This window comes from Aliiroseovarius crassostreae (genome assembly GCF_001307765.1).
Taxonomy (GTDB): domain Bacteria; phylum Pseudomonadota; class Alphaproteobacteria; order Rhodobacterales; family Rhodobacteraceae; genus Aliiroseovarius; species Aliiroseovarius crassostreae.
On the sequence record NZ_LKBA01000010.1, the window covers coordinates 30,130 to 47,167 of the forward strand.

9 protein-coding genes and 1 pseudogene are annotated in these 17,038 nt (G+C 58.1%); 3 read left to right on the forward strand and 7 right to left on the reverse strand.

The window, feature by feature from the left end:
• Positions 1-78: 78 nt before the first annotated feature.
• The 5 genes from AKJ29_RS20330 to AKJ29_RS11920 all read right to left on the reverse strand — a co-directional run bounded on the left by AKJ29_RS20330 (position 79) and on the right by AKJ29_RS11920 (position 7,916).
• On the reverse strand, positions 79-2,457 hold the full coding sequence (locus tag AKJ29_RS20330; RefSeq protein ID WP_055191184.1) for a M10 family metallopeptidase C-terminal domain-containing protein: 2,379 nt from the start codon (positions 2,455-2,457) through the stop codon (positions 79-81).
• Between the two features lie 118 nt (positions 2,458-2,575).
• Positions 2,576-3,727: a DegT/DnrJ/EryC1/StrS family aminotransferase gene (locus tag AKJ29_RS11905; protein WP_082392591.1), complete on the reverse strand. Its 1,152-nt coding sequence runs from the start codon at positions 3,725-3,727 to the stop codon at positions 2,576-2,578.
• A 67-nt stretch (positions 3,728-3,794) separates the two neighbouring features.
• Entirely contained in the window at positions 3,795-6,074 is a 2,280-nt protein-coding gene (locus tag AKJ29_RS11910; protein ID WP_055191188.1) for a calcium-binding protein, read from the reverse strand.
• Positions 6,075-6,322: 248 nt separating this feature from the next.
• On the reverse strand, positions 6,323-6,772 hold the full coding sequence (rpiB, locus tag AKJ29_RS11915; protein WP_055191190.1) for a ribose 5-phosphate isomerase B: 450 nt from the start codon (positions 6,770-6,772) through the stop codon (positions 6,323-6,325).
• Positions 6,773-6,968: 196 nt separating this feature from the next.
• Positions 6,969-7,916 (reverse strand): LysR substrate-binding domain-containing protein, encoded by a 948-nt coding sequence (locus AKJ29_RS11920; protein ID WP_055191192.1) that lies wholly within the window; start codon positions 7,914-7,916, stop codon positions 6,969-6,971.
• A gap of 120 nt (positions 7,917-8,036) precedes the next feature.
• Between AKJ29_RS11920 and katG the strand changes: the two genes are divergently transcribed.
• Positions 8,037-10,229, forward strand: coding sequence for a catalase/peroxidase HPI (gene katG, locus AKJ29_RS11925; RefSeq protein ID WP_055191195.1), 2,193 nt, complete (start codon positions 8,037-8,039; stop codon positions 10,227-10,229).
• Positions 10,230-10,435: 206 nt separating this feature from the next.
• Here the strand turns inward: katG and AKJ29_RS11930 are convergent, their stop codons facing one another.
• Both AKJ29_RS11930 and AKJ29_RS11935 read right to left on the reverse strand, forming a co-directional pair.
• Positions 10,436-14,197 carry a translocation/assembly module TamB domain-containing protein gene (locus AKJ29_RS11930; protein WP_055191197.1) on the reverse strand — a complete coding sequence of 1,254 codons (3,762 nt, stop codon included), beginning with the start codon at positions 14,195-14,197 and terminating at the stop codon, positions 10,436-10,438.
• Positions 14,194-15,996, reverse strand: coding sequence for an autotransporter assembly complex protein TamA (locus AKJ29_RS11935; protein WP_161805410.1), 1,803 nt, complete (start codon positions 15,994-15,996; stop codon positions 14,194-14,196). Before AKJ29_RS11935 ends, AKJ29_RS11930 begins: the two co-directional genes overlap by 4 nt.
• A gap of 107 nt (positions 15,997-16,103) precedes the next feature.
• Here AKJ29_RS11935 and AKJ29_RS18850 point away from each other — a divergent pair.
• Together AKJ29_RS18850 and AKJ29_RS19695 are read left to right on the forward strand one after the other, a co-directional pair.
• Positions 16,104-16,387, forward strand: a pseudogene (locus AKJ29_RS18850) (transposase); the annotation flags it as partial.
• Positions 16,388-16,637: 250 nt separating this feature from the next.
• Positions 16,638-17,038 (forward strand): hypothetical protein (locus AKJ29_RS19695; RefSeq protein WP_161805411.1); only part of this gene is annotated, 401 nt, incomplete at its 3' end.

Below are 17,038 nucleotides of genomic sequence, written 5' to 3' on the forward strand. Positions count from 1 at the left end.
AAACGATCAGGATCGGACGCGCCCTGTTTACAGGCCCGGTTTCACCGCAAATCACATATCCGACCCGCAGGGATCCGATCAGACAAAAACAAAATCATCCGCAGTTATGGCGGAGGACGCGACCCCCTCCAACAGGATGGATCCATTGTCCCAGGACACTTCTGCGCCATTTGCCGTTTGCGAAATCGAAAGTTCGGCGAAGGTGATGTTCGCCATCTTAAGAACATCGGTGCCATCCTCGAAGTCCGAGATCAGATCGGCCCCGGTATTCTGATCCGCATTCCAGACAAAGGTGTCAGCCCCTGCGCCTCCAGAGGCCCAGTCATCACCGCCCCCAAGGTTGATCGTGTCGTCGCCGAGCCCCCCATACACCGTATCTTTGCCATTGCTGCCGGTCTGGGTGTTGTCAAAGAACGTGTCATTGCCGCCGCCAAGCCAAACTTTATCACTGCCATTGCCGGCCCAGACACGGTCATTGCCGTTTCCACCCGACAGTTGATCCCAGTCCGTCCCTCCGGACAGAATATCGTTGCCTTCGCCGCCAAACAGCGTGTCATTGCCACTACCACCGTAGAAGGCATCATCTCCGCCGCCGCCGTTGATGCGATCCTTGCCCGCACCGCCATAGACCGTATCAACCGCATTGGTTCCGGTCTGATCATTGTCATAAAAAATGTCGTCGCCATCACCCATCCAGACTTTGTCCCGACCATTGCCAGCCCAGATGCGATCATTTCCGTTTCCACCGGTCAACTGGTCCCAGTCAGTCCCACCAGACAGGACATCGTCACCATCACCGCCTGACAATGTGTCATTGCCTGCCCCCCCATAGAAAACGTCATTGCCGCCGCCGCCATTGATTTTGTCATGGCCACCACCGCCATACACGGTATCGGCACCGTTGCTGCCAGCCTGCGCGTTATCAAAGAAGAAATCATTCCCGGAGCCAAGCCACGCCTTGTCACGTCCGTCGCCGCCCCAGACCCGGTCATTGCCATCGCCCCCGGTCAGCTGATCCCAGTCAGCCCCCCCGGACAGCGTGTCATTTCCGGCGCCACCATCCAACGTATCATTGCCACTCTGACCAAAGAGCTTGTCATCGCCACCGCCGGTCTTGATGACATTCCCCACATCATTGCCCGTGACATTATCCTGCCCCGCGCCACCCACATATTTCTCAAGCACCGTGCCCTGCGCGATGACCAGGTTGCCGGTCAGGCCACCAATATCGCTGATACCGCCCGCTGCCATATTGACGGTCTGGGTGCCGCTGGCAGTCGAGAGATCCAGCGTATCAAAACCACCGGTATCAACAATTGTCAGCCCAATCGGGGCGTTTTCATCAAGGATCTGGTTCCGGTCAGCGCCCCCATCAAAAAGAATTGCCGAAACTCCCCCCAGATAGCCTCCGACATTGGAGTTATGCCCCCAGACCGTATTCCCTGCGTTGATATCTGCAGGCGTTCCATAGAGCTGCCAGATCCCCGCGATATCCGCGATCATCGGTGTGATCGGATTGTATTCGCTGCCATTTACAAAGGTATTTGTATTTGCGTTGAAATACGACATGATCGTCATCTGTAGGCTGTCATTGAGATAGGTATTGTCGCTGCCGTAAGTTGCGCTCCCATCATACGGTCCGGCATGCATCAATCCCAGGGCATGACCAATTTCATGCATGTAAGTCAGGAATGAATACGACCCGATTTCGCTCCCATAGGCGTTAATCCAGCTTGTGCTGACATTGACTGTTGATTGGGTGTTTGTCCCGGTGTTTGTGTTGATTTGCCCGGGCCCGGCAAAAGCACCTGGCTGATTATCGTCAAAGATCATGTCGGCAGAGCTGGAGGTTGTGGTCGTGAAACGAAGCGTTGATACGGCTTCCCACGCCTCAAGGGCCCATAGCGCAAGCTGGCGCCCTTCTGCGGTCAGCCCTGTCAGGTTGACCGTGATGTTGGTGTGATCAAAGGCAACGGGTGTGGAAAATCCCCATCCGTACTCAGCCAGCTGATTGACCACCTGATCAACGGTGAACACATCCGTTGCTGCCTCCAGAATATAGTTTCCTGTATCCGTATCGGAGTAATTATCCACTTTCAGATAATAGGTGCCAGAGGTCGCAGCTGTATAGCTGATCTGCGAGAAGCGCACTCCGTTCGAGGCATCAGAATCATCATTGAAAAGGATCTGGCTACCATTTGCATCGTATAGTGTCAGGGTCGTGTCATCCACGCCCGCAGCGCTCCCCCCGGTGCCCCAAACGGTGAAAACATATTTTTCACCTGCGGTGAGTGAGATCCGGACCCAGTCCGCATCACCAGAGCTCCCAAGTGTGCCCCGAAACTCATCCCCCACCGACATGGTGGCAGTGGTCTGAATACCGGCAGCCGCATCCCCACTCTCATTGACAGTCTGGTTCAACACGAGAGAGATTTGATCGGGGGAGGTTTTGGCCATCGCGAAAATCCTTTCTGGCGGAGAGAGCCTATCAGCAAGTGTCGTCAAAAGCTGGGCATAGTTTTATGGCCATGACACCGATCTCACGGCATGCAGAAAAAGACAGGGGTAGCGGGGATCACATAACACTCACACGGGCATCTGCTGCTTCCAGCACCCGATCGCAAATGCGGTCCACATCCTGCATCGAAAGTGAGGAATAGAGCGGCAATGCAATGATATGATCCGCCAGCCACTGGGTGCCATGTAATGGCCCCGCGCATGTCGCCTCGGAAAAAGCAGGCTGTTCGTGCAGACATGGTACAAAGTAGCGCCCGGTCCCGAACTCTTCCTGATTGGTCAGCTTCGCAATGATGTCCTTAGCGGGCAGGCCATCTTTCAAAAGGCAGGGAAAGAACTGATAGGCCGGTTCATGACCATGTTGCGGCATGGGGGCAAGGATGTCATGCAACCGCTCACGATACCGGTTTGCCCGTTCGTGATAGCTGCGCATCAGGGCGGGGAAACGTTCCACTGTGCCAAGGCCGACCAGAGAATGCATTTCGCCAAGCTTTCCGTTGGTGGCATTCACCTGTGCGCAGCGGCTGCCGCGGAACCCAAAGTTCAGGTATGAGCGGATCTGCAGAAGATCGAGTTCATCCCCATTACACACAATCAAGCCCCCTTCGATAGTGGGGAACGGCTTGGTTGCGTGGGTCGAAAAGACCTGAATGCATTTCGGGCGGCGTGTCTTGTGATTTGACGGCAAGGTCAGGCTGGCTGCGCAATCCAGCACATAAGGGATGCCTTTGTCGTGCAAACTGTCCAGAATGGCCGGATCAATCTGATTTCCAAAGGTTTCATACAGGATCAGGGAAACAGGGGCACCTGCCTGAGCATCCATGAAGCCGAGGATCTGATTCAGATCCGGCTGAAACTGCCGGTCCAGATCATAAAACACCACTTTCTTGCCAATCGACAGGGCAGCCAGCCCCGTCGCTGCAAATGTGAAGGACGGGCACAGAACAATTTCTGCCGGCGTGTCGTGAAAGGCTTCATCCACCATCCGCAAGGCGACCGAAAGCCCGACAGTTGCGTTATTCACACCAACAATGTGGTGGTCGGGGCGGAAAAACTGCACTCGCATGGCATCGCAATACTGGGTCTCGACCGGACCAAAGTTAGAATACCAGCCAACCGTCAGTTCGGAAAGACGCTCGCCAAATGAGCTCAGGTCCAGATTGGGTTTCAGAAAGGGGATCATCGTAATAAAGCCTTCCAGAGTTCTCATTACCAACAGGCAACCACCACCCCTTATGCAGCCAAAACATGTAAAAACACTTAATCAGCACCTCCTTTCAGATGAACACGAAGTCATCTGCGGTGATGTTCACAGGGTCTTCATCCAGCAAAAGAACCGACCCTGTCGACCAGGACACCAACGCACCATCAGCTGTCGGGTTGATGGTCAGGTCGGCAAAACTGACACCACTCATCTGCAGCAGATCCAGACCATCCTGGAAATCAGTTATCCGATCCTCACCTGTCGACTGTGTGGTATTCCAGACAAAAACATCTGCATCCGCACCGCCAGACACCAGATCATTCCCCCCTCCCAGATGGATGGTGTCGGAACCGCTGCCTCCCCAGACGGAATCCCCCCCGTTTTCCCCGGTCTGAGTATTGTCATAGAATGTGTCATTGCCATCGCCGAGCCAGACCTGGTCGCACCCATTACCACCCCAAACGCGGTCATCTCCGGCGCCCCCTGAAAGCTGATCCCATTCCGATCCGCCGGACAAAACGTCATCTCCGTCCCCGCCAAAAATCGTGTCATCTCCGCCATCGCCATAAAAATGGTCATCGCCAGCGTCGCCGTTGATAAGGTCCTTGCCGCTGCCGCCATAGACCGTGTCCCGGCCATTCTCACCACTTTGTCCATTGTCGTAGAAAATGTCGTCACCGGACCCAAGCCACGCAACATCCCGACCGTTCCCCGCCCAGACATGGTCGTTACCCACACCGCCAATGAAGCTGTCATCACCATTTCCGCCGTACAAAGTGTCATTACCCTGACCGCCGTCGATCTCGTCTGAGCCATCCAGGCCTTCCAGCCAGTCATCCCCTTCCAAGCCATACAGCTTTTCATCAGCGGAAGTGCCCGTCAGGCGATCATTCTCTGTCGTGCCCATCCTGATCTTTGGCTGATTGAAGGTTGGGGGCGGGCGATAAAGACCCAGAAGATCGTTGTCGATGAAATCCTGATAGGTCAGCGACTGACCATTGACGGTGTGCAGATAAATAACCTCCGTGCCATAGCTCACCCTTGCGCCATCGGTGATGGACACAATCTCCAACTGCGCCACGGAATAAAGGTTTTCCCAGCGGGACAGATCCACCCGATCCTGTCCGATGGTAAAATCCATGATGTCATCGCGCGCGCCATCCGCAGCCAGGACAAACAGGTCTGCCCCCGCGCCGCCGGTCAGCACGTCCTGCCCAGCCCCATCCAGCAGAATGTCGTTTTTCCCCCCTCCTGTCAGGGTGTCGGCCCCCCCGTCACCAACAAGCACGTTCCCAAGAGAGGAGATGTCAATTGTGATATGGGTCAGGCCGGGCACGGATTCCGAAGTGACAAACCCGTGGATCACATCCTGATCAAGACGCAATTCGATATTGGTGACATTGGTCAGCCCAAGCGCATTCGTATCTTCGATCGTATCCAGTAAAACAAGCTGCCCGGTCGGTGTCAGAATAAAAAGCGACAACCCGTCATCACTGCCCCCTGCCAGCACCAGGGTTCTGCCGTTCACCTCGATCGTCTGCAAGACACTGATATCCGCAAAACGCGTGTCCGTGCTGTCCATCACGCTGTGCACTTCACTCAACACCCCGTTGGCCGAGATCTGCAGCACCTTGATCATATCCGTTCCGGCATCCCCGACCAGAAGGAAGTCCTGCCCGTTTACATTGGCAACCAGCATCACGTTGGGCGCGTTCATACCCACCCCCTCGGCCGCTCCGATACTGTGGGTCAAGGTGATGCTGTCATCGGATTTCAGTTCATAGCTGCTGATCCCGGATTCACTTTGCGACGCCGTAAAGACAAAGGTTCGCCCGCCGATTTCGGCGCTGGCCATCAGATAGACATCCGCCGCATAGCTTTGCGCATTGTCACTGACAGAGGCCAGAGGAGACAGAAGCCCATCCGCATCCATGGAAAAGCTCGCAAAGCCCGACATGCCATGCCGCGATGCCAGCAAAATATCTTCCCCACCCACCTGTAACATCATCACGGTGGCCCGGTTGCCACTCCAGCCTTCCTGATTGTGAAACAGCATTTCCGAGCGGTTTTGGGTTCCAATACCGTCTCGAATGCGCAGAAGGTCGGCATGGTAGAGCCAGATCTGGCTGCTCCCGAGATCAAACTTGGTATAGCCGCCTTGCTCAAGCTCAGTGCCCAGCAGGCTCAGCGTTCCGTTGGTCAAGCTGTAGTTTAGATTTGTGTTTCCGCCCGACAGGTGGACCGAAATATCCAGATCCGACCCGGTACCAGAGATTTCAATGCCCGGCGCCAGAGCGTCATGCAAAGTCATGTCAACACTGATGAACTGGCCGCCTGAGAAATACCCACTCATAGCTCTTCACCCTTCCCCAATACCCATGGGAAAGATGGAAAACCAGACAGGAAATTTGGTGGGAAAATGGTGGCGAAACAATGACCTGATGATCAAGTTTTGCTATTATTTTACGAGGTTTTTTGCTGTCTTTTCGTAACAGGCCCTGGCGCCTTAGGATACAGGCAATCCCTCCTGGCCAACCCCGGTCCCTTTAAGAACAGCAAAGCCACGCCACTCACCGTTGAATGGCGCAGCTGAAGAACCTGTCAGTCCGTGCCGGGGGCCTCGATCATGTCAACACGGGTGGCATGACGGCCGCCCTCGAACTCGGCCCCAAGAAACGCATCCACAATCTCAAGTGCCAGACCTTCACCGACAACGCGCGCCCCAATCGACAGGATTTGCGCATTGTTGTGCTGGCGGATCATCCGGGCCGAAAAACTGTCGGAACAGACCCCGCAGCGAATGCCCGGCACTTTGTTGGCCGCCATCATGATCCCCTGCCCGGTGCCGCAAAAGATGATGCCCAGATCGCAATCTCCGGATGCTACACGTTCAGCCGCAGCTGCGCCATGTCTCGGATAATGGGTGCTTTCGGGTGTGGTCGGGCCAATATCCACCACCTCGTAACCTTGTTCCGCAATATGTTTGGCCACGGCCTGACGAAGGTCGATGGCCGCGTGGTCGCTGGACAGAACGATGCGTTTTGCAGACATGAAAAACTCTCTTGCTTTCTAGAGGTTGGGCAAAGGGTGATAAGATCCGGATGTGACGTGAACGGATCCCGGCGGGTGCTGAGGTTAGAATTGCCACATTGCACCGGCAAAGGGAATAGAGACAGACCCATAAGACGCGTATTCTGCACCTAACCTTGAGGTCTCATACGGCATTTCGGCGTTTCTCTGTCTCAGGTCAAAGTCGCGCACCGCTTTCGTTGCCGGGCGCAGCCCCCAACTGCGCGCAGTCCCGCACGGTCTGGGCAATATCATGAAACATCGGCCCCATCGGGCTGGATTTCCGCCAGATCATCCCGATCGTGCGCGAGGGTTGTGGATCCGGGAAATGCGCCACCGATACGGGGGCCGAGGCCGTTTCCACCAATACCGCCATTTCCGGGATCAGCGTCACGCCAATGCCTGCCCCGACCATCTGCACCAAAGTGGCAAGGGAACTGCCATCCAGCATTTCCCGCAACTCAACACGGCCCCCGCCCACCGCACCGGTTGGCAGATTGCAAAAGGACAGGGCCTGATCACGAAAACAATGCCCCTCTTCCAGCAGCAGCAGGCGCATTTCCCGAAGCTTCTCCGGGCTGGGCACCGGGGTCCGGGCCTCCCCTTCCGGGCGCACAAGGACAAAACGCTCATCAAACAGGGCCAGTTCGGCAAAAGCGGGATCAGCAATCGGCAGCGCAAGGATCGCCATGTCGATCCGCCCTTCTTTCAGCTCCTTGATCAAGGTTGAGGTCTGCGTTTCCCGCACATGGATCTCCGCCTCATCATATTCCGTGCTGAGACGCTGGATGATCCGCGGTAAAAGATAAGGCGCAATGGTCGGAATAATACCGATACGCAAAGACCCCACCAGTCGCCCCTGCGAGGTGCGGGCGAGCTGTTCGAGATCATCGACCGCGCGCAGGATCTCGCGGGCACGGGTCAGGAAGGTCTGCCCGAACCGGGTCAGGCGCAGGTGACGCGGGCTGCGCTCAAAAAGCGGCGTGGCCAGCATCTCCTCCAACTCCTTGATCTGAACAGACAGGGCTGGCTGGGAAACCGCGCAGATTTCCGCTGCACGCCCAAAATGCCCGGTGCGGGCCAGCGCATCGAAATAGCGCAGCTTTCTCAGAGTGATATCAATCATAATATAAACTTATCACAGCGATTGAGAAAGGCAATTTCCCTTTATCAGTCTCTCCCCCTAGCCTGATCCTGTCACGGGCAATTTCAGCCCGGAATTCATGGTCAAGGAATGGAGAGAATGATGGACGGAAATGCCAAGGCAGGATGCCCGGTGGCCCATGGCGCAACCTCAACCGGCACGCGGTCAAACAGCGATTGGTGGCCGGGACAGCTGAACCTGCGCATTCTGCACCAGCATGGTGCAAAGTCGAACCCGATGGGCGATGACTTTGACTATGCCAAAGCCTTTGAAGGGCTGGACCTGGAAGCGGTCAAGGCCGATCTGACCGCCCTGATGACCGACAGTCAGGACTGGTGGCCCGCCGATTATGGCCATTATGGCCCGCTGTTCGTGCGCATGGCCTGGCACGCGGCCGGGACATATCGTTCGGCTGACGGGCGCGGCGGCGGCAACACCGGGAACCAGCGTTTTGCGCCGCTGAACAGCTGGCCGGACAATGTGAACCTCGACAAGGCCCGCCGCCTTCTGTGGCCGGTGAAACAGAAATACGGCAACGCCCTGTCCTGGGCGGATCTGTTCATTCTGGCGGGCAATGTGGCCATTGACTCCATGGGGCTGAAACCTTTCGGCTTTGGCGGTGGCCGCGCGGATATCTGGGAGCCGGAAGAGGATATCTACTGGGGGGCCGAAGGCGAGTGGCTCGCCGATGAGCGCTATTCTGGTGACCGTGACCTGGAAAACCCGCTGGCTGCTGTGCAAATGGGGCTGATCTATGTGAACCCGGAGGGCCCAAACGGCAATCCTGACCCCGTGGCCTCTGGCTTTGACGTGCGCGACACCTTTGGCCGCATGGCGATGAATGACGAAGAAACCGTCGCCCTGATTGCGGGGGGGCACACGTTCGGCAAGGCCCATGGCGCAGGGGATGCAGCCCTTGTCGGGCCGGAACCCGAGGCCGCCAGCCTGCAGGAAATGGGGCTGGGCTGGACCAGTAGCCATGGCTCCGGCAAGGCGGGCGACGCGATCGGATCCGGTATCGAGGGCGCATGGAAGCCCAAACCCACCACCTGGGACATGGGTTATCTTGAGGTTCTGTTCAAATATGACTGGGAACTGGTGAAAAGCCCGGCCGGGGCCAATATGTGGCTGGCCAAGGATGTGGACGACACCGACATGGTTGAAGACGCATTTGATCCTGCGAAAAAGCATCGCCCGATGATGACCACGGCGGACCTCTCTCTGCGATATGATCCGGTCTACGAACCAATTGCCCGGCGGTTCCTGGCGGATCCCGAGGCCTTTGCCGATGCGTTTGCGCGGGCCTGGTTCAAGCTGACCCACCGCGACATGGGACCGAAAACGCGCTACCTTGGGCCGGATGTGCCGAAAGAGGATCTGATCTGGCAGGACCCGATCCCAGCAGTCGATCACCCGCTGGTCGATGCGGCCGATATTGCGGCGCTGAAAGCGAAGATTGCAGACGCTGGCCTGTCCACCCGCGATCTTGTGACCACCGCCTGGGCCTCGGCCTCAACCTATCGCGGGTCCGATATGCGGGGTGGCGCCAATGGCGCGCGCATTCGTCTGGCCCCTCAGAAAGATTGGGAGGTGAATGAACCGGAGAACCTGTCTCGTGTCCTGGATGTGCTTGAGGGCATCCGCAGCGCATTCAACGCCAACACCACCGGCGGCAAGAAGATCTCGCTGGCTGATGTGATTGTGCTGGCAGGGTCTGTTGGCGTGGAGCAGGCGGCCCATGCGGCAGGCCACACAATCGACGTGCCCTTCACGCCCGGTCGGATGGATGCCCGCGAAGATCAGACCGATGCGGAGAGTTTCGATGTGCTGGAGCCGGTGGCAGATGGGTTCCGCAATTACCAGAAAGCCCGCTATTCCGTCTCTGCCGAAGAGCTCCTGGTGGATCGAGCGCAGCTTCTGACCCTGAGCGCACCGGAAATGACCGTGCTGGTTGGGGGGCTTCGGGTGATCGGGGCAAACCATGGCGGCAGCACGCATGGCGTCTTCACCGACCGGCCCGGCGCGTTGAGCAATGACTTCTTTGTCAATGTGCTGGATATGGCCACATCCTGGTCCGCCACGGACAAAACCGAAGCCCTGTTTGAAGGGCGCGATCGGGCAACCGGCAAGGTGAAATGGACGGGCACCCGCGTTGATCTCGTGTTCGGCTCCAATTCCCAATTGCGTGCGCTGTCAGAGGTTTACGCGCAAGAAGATGCCGAGGCGAAATTCATTGCAGACTTCGTGACCGCATGGGTCAAGGTCATGAATGCGGATCGGTTTGATCTGAGCTGATCCGACTTGATTTCCCCAATGGAACGGGCTGCCTTTTGGCGGCCCGTTTCACTTGTCAGATATGGGATCGCCCGACTGAACAGGGGTTAAAGCGTTTCGACTTTAACCTGAGACAGGGGAAAGTCGAAACACTGTCAGAGATATCAATGTCGTGGGCGTTTCGGAACAAACATGAGCCTCAAGTTTATCCCGAAACGCTTTAAATATCAGTAATCGCTCTCAAAAAAGATCCCAAGCGTGCTTTCGCCGGTTGACCGCACCCCACCTCGCGCCTTGACCGAGGGGCTGATATTCAGGTTCAGGTTCACCTCGCTGGTGCCATCGGATCCGACAACTACGTCACTATAGATATTGTCCGAGATGTATTTGCCAACGCGCAAATTGGTCACGCCGCTTTCATCTGTCGCGACATCCAGATCATCAAGGGCAAAGGATCCCCGCAGCTTGGCGACAACCCCGTCCCCCCCCTGACCTGCCAAGGTTCGAACCGCCGCTGCCATCTGCAGCGCCTGAAGCGGGGAAATCTGGGTAATGTCCCGACCAAACAACAACAAGGCCAGCACCTCATCCTGCGGGCGATCCGGCACCGCGGAGAACCGCACTTCCGGCGCGGATGCCAGCCCCTCGACGGTGATAAACACATCCGCCACATCCGCCTGGCTTGTAGCAACGAAATACAGCATCGGATCAAAGCTGCCCTGCATCCCGACCTGCCCCGTGGTCAGGGTCAGACGTTTGCCCAGAATGTCCAGCCGCCCCCGCACCAGCTCAAACCGTCCCTGCGGGACGACATCTGCACTTGTGCCCGTAATGCGCAACCGCCCCCCCAGTTCGGCATCCAGACCTCGGCCCCGCACAAAAATCCGGGACGGGGCGTCAATGGTAATGTCGAGCGGATACACCAGACCGGTCTGATCTTCGCCCGGCTCGGATATCATGCCAGCGTTTTTCAATGTCCGCGTCACCGCCGCGGGCCTGTTCACATGCTCAAGGTCAGCCATGATTGGCACAGCACTTGGTCCCGCCTCCGGAATACGGATTTCAGTTGTGCCAAGGGTGAGTTTGGCGCTCAATTGAGCGCCCCCCCGCAACGGGCCAGCCAGATCGGCCTTACCGTTCACCGTCGTATCATAAAGAACGCCATCACTCAGATGCACCTGATCGGCCCGGATCTGCATATCCGCTTGATAAGGGGCGGACAGGCCCAACCTGCCCTGAGCGGTCAGCGTTCCCCCTGACTGCACTGCGGCTAGAACATCCACCTGCGCCTGTCCATTGGCCAGACGGGCCTGCGCCCGGTTCAGGTTCAAAGACACATTGTAAAGCGGCAGGATCAGCCGCCCATTTTCAACATCCACCTGTCCGGTCAGAGAAGACAGGGCCAGAGGTCCCGTCAAGGAAAGATCCAGTTGCGCCGTGCCGGTCATCACGCGTGGCCGGATCAGCGGGTTCAGCAGCGCCATGTGCACGGATCCGTCAATATCCAGATCCGCCCGCGACGCATCAGACGCAACCCTCCCCCTTGCCTTGATATCCGCCTGGTTCGGGCCCTGCCCGTCAATCTCAATCTCCCATTCCGAACCGTTCAGGTGGGCGGTGCCCTGCGCCACTGCGGGCCCCGAAACACCCTCCGCCAACAGGCCCAGATCCCGCAACCGCCCGTCAAAGCGCAGCAAATGCCCCCTGTCGCCACTTTCCCCGGTTGCCATCAGCGTCACTTCTCGCGTTGTCAGGCGCAGGTCATCTAACAGGATGGGTTGCCCGGCCTCTCTGTGCGCGGCAAACGACAGCTGGCTGTTCCCGAGGGTCAGCGGATCCAGCATGGCATTACCGATGGACAGGTTGCGCCCGGTCCCATCGAGCGACACGTCAAACGCGCCACTTTCCACCGCCATATTACCCTGCGCCGAAAGCTCAATATCGCCAGAGACCGGTTGGCCAATCACCCCCTGCAGGTCTGCCAAACGGGCAATGCGCCCTGTCACCTGTCCCTCGATACGCTCTGGCGCACCGTCTTTGGTCGCCACGATACCCGAGAACATAAGCGTCGCCCCACCGGGGCCTTCGCCATCGGCATTCAGGGCCCAACGGTCCTGGGTCTGTTGGGCCGTACCTGACAGGGTGGCGGCACCGGTCAGGCCGGGATCCACCACCGCGACCTGTTTGACCTCCGCATAAAAATCCAGCTTTGAGGCCCCGGTTTTCAGATCCGCACTGGCATGGAAAGAGGCGTGGTCTGAAACGATATCCGCCTTTTGCAGGCGCAGCCCCTCAGCATCGCGCACCGCAATGACTTCCAGCCGGGTCTGCCCCGCCAAAAGGGGATCCACACGCGGCTGCCCCAAGGCAAGCGCCTCTCCGGTCCCAACCAGTCGCATGTCAAACGCGCCGCCCAGAAGGTTGGCCTGCCCGGTCAGCACCAGATCGGCCGCACCGCGCAGATCCTGCCCGACCCATTGGTCAAATGGCGCAAGATCGGATACCGACAACAAGAGCGCCGGGCGGGTTTTAACCACCAATCCCGACGCGAAATCCCGCACAATCAGCTCGCCCTGCAGGCGGGCAATCCCATTGGTCAGATCAAGCCCGGACAGGACCACGGGCGCGCCTTCATGCCAGTCGACCTGTAGCTTGCCCGTTACCTTTGACCCGATCGCCTTGGTCAGAGCCGGATCAACAAAGGTAAGCCCTGCAAGGGTGACGGACAAATCACCGGACGCATATCCCGTCTTGCCCGCCGTCGCAGGCCCAAGCTGTCCACGACCGACGATTGCCGCGGATTCAAGTGAAACATCCGCCTGTTCCACCCTATCCAAGGCCACGCGAAACCGCCAGTCCTGACCTTCGCTGCGATCATATTGAAGGGAAAAGTCACCCGCATTCACATAGGTTTTTTCCCCCGGCAGAGGCAAAAGCACCCGCCCATCCGCGTTCCCTGCAAGCTGCCCGCTCAGCTCAACCTGATCAGGCCAGCCGTCCGGGGACAGGGCTGCGTGCCCCTGCATGGAAAAGGCCCGGGTAGACAGTGCCAGCTGTTCCAGAACCAATGCGCCACTGGCCTGACGATGCCCCAGGCTGGTCAGGCTGATCTCGTCTCCGAAAAACGCGCGGTAATCCGGCAGGAAGACGGGGGCGATATCCCCTGCCAGCTCAACCTTGAACTGTGACAGGCCCTCTTGATCTTCACCCAGCTTCACCTGACCGGCCAACCGTTCCGCACCATCGGTCGACAACTGGATATCGGCCACGAAATCTGTCAACGGCCCGCTACCGCTTACACGCATATCCACGGAAGGAAGCCCCGGCAGGTTGATCAGATTGGCCGCAATCCCATCCGGCGCTTCGGACAGATCAAGGTCCAGCGTCAACTCGCGGGTGGCATTCGTGAACGCCCCTTCCAGCGAAAACTGCCCAGACACTCCGTCTTCACGTTCCAGCACAAGCCGAGCAGACCCGCTGCCCCCATACAAATGTGCCTCGCCCTGCAAAGACATGGTTGCCGCCTGACCGAACACCTCGGCCCCGATGACAATCCGAGAGGCTGAAATTTTCTCCACATCAATTGAAATCGGCAGGTCCGGCAGGGAAAACCCGGTTGCCTCGGGAGAGGGGGCCTCATCGCTTGTGATGGGGCGGCGGGTCAGGAGGATTTCCTCGGCGGAAAGCTCGGAAATATCCAGCACCCCCCCCAGAACTGCGGTCCGGTTCCAGCCCAGCCCCACCTCGTTCAATGTCAGCCAGATCCCCTTTTCATCCGCAACCGTGATCTGGGCCACCTTGGCTTTGGCACTCAGCGCCCCTTCAAAGCCGATGATGCGAATATCGCGCCCCACATCCGAAAGGTTGTCCTCCAGAAACGCCTGAAGATAGCCGCGGTCATCCAGTTCCGACTGCAAACGAGCCTCTTGTGCCCATGCCAGACCGGGCAGCAGCACGGTCACCAGCCATATGAGAAGAATGCGCCTCAAAATGCTTGTCCAATCCCGAGATAGAGTTGCAGCCCGCTGCCAGTGTCCCCTGTCACCGGCACCCCAAGATCCAGTCGCAGCGGGCCGATTGGGGTCTGGTATCGCAGCCCCAGACCTGCCCCGGAATGCCAGCTGTCTTTCCCTTGGAAAAACCCGTCATCCCCCACGTGACCCGCATCAAAGAAGCCGACAACGCCGATCTTATCCGTCACGTCCGCCCGCATTTCAGCCGACAGGGCCAGATATCCCTGACCGCCTGTCATTTTTCCGTTTCGGGTCACGCCCAGAGATTTATAGGGTTGCCCCCGCACGGAATTGCCCCCGCCGGAGTAGAACAGGAAATCGGGTGGTATGTGGCCCGTCGCACCTGCAAAAACCCCTCCCAGCTGCATCCGGCCGGCCAGCACATAGCGGGCATCCGTATCCAGCGCATGAAACACGCGGGCATCCGTCAGCGCCCACAGCCCGGCCCCCTCCCCTTCGAGCGACAGGAAAGGTTTGGCATCTGCCCGCAGATAAAAGCCTTCGGTCGGGTTTAACTCATTGTCGCGCCGGTCCCATGTCAGCGCCCCCGGCAGGGTCAGCAGAACAAACCGGCGATCCCCTTTGAAATCGGTGGTTTCGGCATAGCTCAGCCCGACCCCCAGCTCGCCTGTCAGACTGTCCGAAAAGATCCGGCTGGCGCCTGCCCCCAATTCCACTTTCCGCGAAATGAAACCCGGTTCATCTTCATAGGACAGGGTGGCGAGCAGATACCCGTTTGTATCCGCGCCGAACGTGGCCGGTTGGTCCAGACGCGCGCCGAGCCTGTAATCCAGCCCACCATCCACGCTGCCGATCCCGCTGACCTCTCCATCCACGCGAAAACGTTCTGCCCCACCCAAGAGGTTTCGATGCATCCAGAACCCTGTCAGGGTCAGGCCATCCAACGTGGACAGCTCTGCCCCGGCCCCGAAACGGCGAGGCCTTTCATCCACAAGAGACAGGCCGATATCCATCACATTTCCAGCCCTTAGGACGTCCCCTTCGCTCAGCGATACCGAGGCGAACGCCCCGGTGCGCCGCAAACGCGTCGCCACCTTGCGCAGGGTTGCGGGGGAGAACACGTCCCCTGTCGGCAGGCCGGCAATCCGCTGAATGCGCGCGGCCCGCACACCGCTTTCGCCTTGCTGAACCAATGCGCCAAAACGCACTTTCGGCCCCGGATCAAGCTTTAGGAGGGCGGTCAGTTTTCGGGTGGCGTGGTTTGCCCGCAACGTCTGGGCCGCCAGCCCGACCTTGGCATACCCGGCATCGCGCCATGCCTCGGCCGCCGCATCAAGGGCAATCTGCACCTCGCCGCTTCGCGCCACTTTGCCTGCACGAAAATTCTCCGGCAGGGCGTGACCGGGGGCCAGCGGCGACACCCCTGCCTTGTCGAAGCGAAACAGCGGGCCGGGGTCAATCTGTATGTCGATACGCTGAATTTGTTTGGGCACTGAGAAAAGCGGGACATCCGCCGCCTCTCGTCCGTCCACCCGGATCTGGACCACGCCACCATAATAGCCCTCGCCATAGAGGGCCTCGGTCAGGCGGCCATAATCAGCAAGTGCTGCGGCAAAAAGCTCTCGTGGGGTGCCGTTCTGCGCCCGGTGGGCCTGTTCCAGCAAAGAGGCGGATTTCAGACTGTCCCGAAGCTCAGACGACGCGCCTGTCACTTTGAACGTAAGCTGATCCAACGCCAGTCCGGGCCATGCCAGTCCAAGCAAAAAGCCGGTGCCCAGCACCAATGATCCAATAGCAGAGTGCAGGCGTGTCACGGCAGAATTCCAGTCACCAGAAGGCATCAGACAAGATAGATTGCCCCAACTTAACCGCAATAGAATTTGGCCACCACCCGTATTGAATACTCGGCAGTTTATTGCTTTTTGACGCGAATGCGTTCCGCGAAGCCTTGCAAGACAAGGGGATCAGGCCCTGCATCCCGGGCCGAAAGGCACGAAAGAAACCCATCAAATACGACAAACGCCGCTACAAGCGCCGCAATCGCCCCTCTCGTGACATTGCTGCGCAATGCACTGCCGGGCAGTGATCGAGATCATGTTCGCGCGTCTGAAGGATTGGCCGCGGGTCGCCACCCGATATGACAGATGCCCCAAAGTCTTCCCCTCGGCCATCGCTCTCGCCGCAACAGTTATGTTTTGGTTATGAGGCCTGAGCCTAAGTCTTAGCTGCCATCGGCTGTTGTATTTTCAACAATCCAATCCGTAAACATAGCAAAATATCTTGCACACCAGGGGCACCTCAAATCTTTCTGAAGCGGGATAAGATTCTCCTTTCAATTATCGTAAATATGAAGAATAAACATCGTGTTACTGATTTTAACCTTGGAGAAGACATGACTTGTAACTGTAACTGGAGCTGGAACTTACGTATTTTGTCAGTGACAGCAGGGCTTTTGATGAGTGCTACAACTGGCGCCTTGGCGCAGTCGGCACCTGTAGCGGCGATCGACTGTACTCTTGCTGGCGACGCAAGCTGTGACAGTGCTGAAATAAATGCTGGTGTAATCGACCAGTTTAACGCGGAAAATGTTGCGCAGGACGACGCTCTGGCAACTGCCATTACAGATCAAGCTGTGATTGATGCTGCGCAGGACGACGCTCTGGCAACTGCCATTACAGATCAAGCTGTGATTGATGCTGCGCAGGATGGCCTCATCTCGACCAACACGACCGACATCGGGATGCCGCATTCTGTTTTCTCCGCACCGCGCCAGCGGCCCGCCCGCGGGTCCTCACCCGGTTTCACCTCGGATGTGCAGGGGGCGCAGCCGATCGAGGGGAAACCGCGGCTGACCAG

Coding starts and splice junctions, on each gene's coding strand:
- AKJ29_RS20330 (WP_055191184.1), bottom strand. CDS start 2,457: ATGGCCAAAACCTCCCCCGATCAAATCTCTCTCGTGTTGAACCAGACT.
- AKJ29_RS11905 (WP_082392591.1), bottom strand. CDS start 3,727: ATGAGAACTCTGGAAGGCTTTATTACGATGATCCCCTTTCTGAAACCC.
- AKJ29_RS11910 (WP_055191188.1), bottom strand. CDS start 6,074: ATGAGTGGGTATTTCTCAGGCGGCCAGTTCATCAGTGTTGACATGACT.
- rpiB (WP_055191190.1), bottom strand. CDS start 6,772: ATGTCTGCAAAACGCATCGTTCTGTCCAGCGACCACGCGGCCATCGAC.
- AKJ29_RS11920 (WP_055191192.1), bottom strand. CDS start 7,916: ATGATTGATATCACTCTGAGAAAGCTGCGCTATTTCGATGCGCTGGCC.
- katG (WP_055191195.1), top strand. CDS start 8,037: ATGGACGGAAATGCCAAGGCAGGATGCCCGGTGGCCCATGGCGCAACC.